4 protein-coding genes are annotated in these 3536 nt (G+C 38.8%); all 4 read left to right on the top strand.

Going from position 1 to position 3536, the window contains the following annotated elements; all coding sequences use genetic code 11:
- Positions 1 to 105 precede the first annotated feature (105 nt).
- On the top strand, positions 106 to 906 hold the full coding sequence (locus tag AC220I_RS20110; protein WP_486725652.1) for a GGDEF domain-containing protein: 801 nt from the start codon (positions 106 to 108) through the stop codon (positions 904 to 906).
- A gap of 105 nt (positions 907 to 1011) precedes the next feature.
- Positions 1012 to 1584 carry a beta-class carbonic anhydrase gene (locus AC220I_RS20115; RefSeq protein WP_486725653.1) on the top strand — a complete coding sequence of 191 codons (573 nt, stop codon included), beginning with the start codon at positions 1012 to 1014 and terminating at the stop codon, positions 1582 to 1584.
- Between the two features lie 119 nt (positions 1585 to 1703).
- Positions 1704 to 2663, top strand: a complete 960-nt coding sequence (locus AC220I_RS20120) for an alpha/beta fold hydrolase (RefSeq protein ID WP_486725654.1) — start codon at positions 1704 to 1706, stop codon at positions 2661 to 2663.
- Between the two features lie 10 nt (positions 2664 to 2673).
- Positions 2674 to 3273: a TetR/AcrR family transcriptional regulator gene (locus AC220I_RS20125; RefSeq protein WP_486725655.1), complete on the top strand. Its 600-nt coding sequence runs from the start codon at positions 2674 to 2676 to the stop codon at positions 3271 to 3273.
- Positions 3274 to 3536 lie beyond the last annotated feature (263 nt).

The following is a 3536-nucleotide window of genomic DNA, read 5'->3' on the forward strand; positions in this document are numbered from 1 at the left end:
AGACAAAGCTTTGAACTGCTTAAGTTCGTACATTTAGATAAGAGCATCAATTTGTAAACCCTGAATGACATTATTGTAGGGTGCACAGGATGCCTTTATTCTTTCATGTACTATTCAGATAGAATTATCACAAATTTAGAACCTGATCATCCTGCCTATCAACTGATTTTAAAGAACAAAAATCGGATGCTTAATCACAGGACTCTTCAAATGTATGACGATTTTATAGAGGACCATACAGTTGTGGTATATCCAGTTTCGACATCACAGATGATCTCTGTAAATGAGCAAATCCACAACATCATTTTGATATACCCTTCAAAGTTTGTGACAGATGAGGTTTTGGAGTTCGTCAAGAATTTTATGATCGTCAACGATGTCTTAATTAATATTGTATTAATGAGAGAGAAGATGTATGAGTTGATTGAAACGGACCCGCTTACGACCTTGCTCAATCGAAGCTCTTGGAATTCCAATCTGGAATATATTGTTCAAAAGGGCGCGCCTTTTTTCATCCTATTCATAGATATTGATGATTTTAAGACCCTAAATGATACCTATGGTCATCCGAAGGGGGATGAAGTCCTCAAGGTAGGAAGTGCATGGCTTAAAAATGCCTTTAGAGGTGAGGACAAGGTCTTCAGACTTGGCGGCGATGAGTTTGCAGTAACTGGACGTGTAATTCCAAGTTCAGTTAAGGGACTCCATAACAAACTTGAAAAATTGAACGCAGGTTTTAAGAAGGCTATTAAAACGTTTCTCGGAATCGATTTAAGCATATCTATTGGTGCCTTGATTACAGAAAACCCCAAAGATATTGAAGAAATATACACAAGAGTGGATGCCTTGTTATATGAGGCCAAGGCCAATGGTCGCGATCAAATTAATATCATATCAGACTTATAGATACGAAAGAGTGATGCTGTGCATGACTCTTTTTCTTTTTACCATTGACATTTTTCTGTGAATTTGTATAATTGTTTTTAAATATTCATACAGGAGGAAGAGAATTTGAACCGAAGAATTGAAGAGATTTTAGAATTTAATAGGCAGTATGTATCTGAAAAATCGTATCAAAAACTTGTGACTTCCAATATACCCGAAAAGAAGATCGTGATACTGTCATGTATGGATACTCGCTTAACAGAACTTTTACCTAAGGCCTTAAATATAAAAAACGGTGACGCCAAACTTATAAAAAATGCAGGGGCTACCATTATGCACCCATTTGGCAGTATTGCAAGAAGTATTATCGTGGCAATCTATGAGTTCGGTGTTGAAGATGTCTTGATTGTAGGCCATTATGGATGTGGTATGAGCCACCTCGACGGTAAGGCACTTCTAGACAAGGCGGTTGACAGGGGCGTGGAACTATCGACGCTTGAAATGCTGCGTTATTCTGGCATTGATATTGATCAGTGGCTCAAAGGCTTTGATTCGCCCGAAGCTGCAATTCATGAAAGTATTACACAATTACGCAATCACCCCCTGATGCCAAAGGATGTTAGAATACATGGTATGCTCATGCATCCAGAAACTGGCGCACTGGATATTGTGGTACTTGATGAGGGGAATCGGGATTAAACTAAACCGTGTAACCAAGTGATTTCAATGGTTTCGATTTGAACGCTCAAATGTTGAAATTAAGTGTTGAAAGCGATACACTTAAGAAAAATTGAACGTGTTCAAGAAAGGAGCATATTATGAAATCACTATTAAGAAAAGTGGGTATATTTGTTTTGGTAGCATTATGCCTATTAACCCTCTACTTGTTTAAGGAATATCGAACATTCTCAGACATCAAAGCTGAACGTATTGAGAAGATTAAGGAAAAGAGCACCCTTATGGTGACGGAGCTTGGTACGATTGAATATGCCATTCAAGGTGAAGGTAATCCTGTGTTGATGATACACGGGGCTGGCGGTGGTTATGATCAAGGCTTGCTTCTGGCGGACTATTTACTGCCAAAGGACTGCAAGGTGATTGCAATTTCGAGGTTTGGATATCTAGGCACACCATTGCCAGAGGATGCGACACCTAATCATCAAGCGGCGCTTTATAAAGCCCTATTGGATGAATTGGGTATAGATAAGGTAGATGTAGTTGGTGTTTCTGATGGTGGTCCATCTGCCTTAAAATTCAGCATTTTTTATCCAGAATACACCAAATCCTTGACCATGATTTCAGCCAAGAGCAAAACACCACCGCCATTGACACCAGTCCAAGCGGCAGTTTTCGGTACTATCTTTGACCATGATTTTCTATTTTGGATGATTACAGAGCATACAAAATCTCAGCTTACCAGTGTTCTTGGCGTTTCCATGGAAGTCCAAGAGAAAATGACTCAAGAAGAGCAAGATATGGCTACAGAATTTTTGGGCAGTATGAATCCAATTTCGCTCAGAAAAGCGGGGATATTCAACGCAAATGTCCAGTTTAAGACCCTATCACCTGAAGATTATCCTCTTTGGAAAATTAAAGCACCTACCTTGGTAATCCATGCTGAGGATGATACCTTACAGCCCTTTTATTATGCAGAATATACTCATGAACAAATTAAGGGGGCTAAACTCCTGTCTTTTCCAACTGGTGGTCATATGTTGTTTGGACATAAAGATGAAATCATCAGTGAAATTGACAAACTCTTTAAAAACCAACAATAAGGAGACGATCATGTCAGAGATAAAGGACCATCTCATTAAGGCTGTAAGGGCACTGTTAGAGGATGAGTTTGATGTGGATCAAATTACAGTGAGACAAATTGCATATGAAGCCCATGTGGCGACTGGTTTGATCAATTATCACTTTGGAAGCAAGTGGAATTTGATTGTGGCGGCAATTTCTTCAATTATTGAAGATGCTGCCATAGAAACCTTTGCAAAATTATCCAACCACCATGATGATCCTAAGCAAAAGCTAAGGGCTTTTTTAAAAGCCATGGCAGTGGTGGTCTGTGATTATAAAACTTATACCAGCTACCTAATTAAAGATGAGCTCCTCAGTAATCGTTTTAGTACGCCTAAGACCATTTTGAACCTACTTGGTGAAATAAAACCTCATTTGAGTTCACGTGAAATCAAATATATGGCCATACAAATCATAGCGCCCATCCAATATGTTTTTTTAAAGGAAGCGGGCCTCGCAAACTATCTTTCAGATGAATCAAATCAAATTGATGTGGTCAATCCGTCGGAAAAGGGTGGTGATTCCATGGACCTTATGGTAGAGTACGATTTTTTGGTTGAGTCTATACTTAAGTCTTTGGATATATGAGTCCATTTGTGAATGTGCATTAAAGCTAACATAGAGCCCTTTGCAATAAAAAGTTGACTGGAATAGTATAAAAATGGGTATGAAGATTCCGAAAGGAGGCTTACTATGCAAGTTTATCAGTGGACGGATGCATTAAAGACAAATAATGCTAAGATCGATACGGACCATAAAATGATTATTGAAAAGGCCCAAGAGTTAAGCAACGCTATGGCAGATGGGAAGGGCAGGGACCAAGTTATTGAAACTGTCAATTTCCTACAAGA

Source organism: Fusibacter sp. (assembly GCF_057447755.1).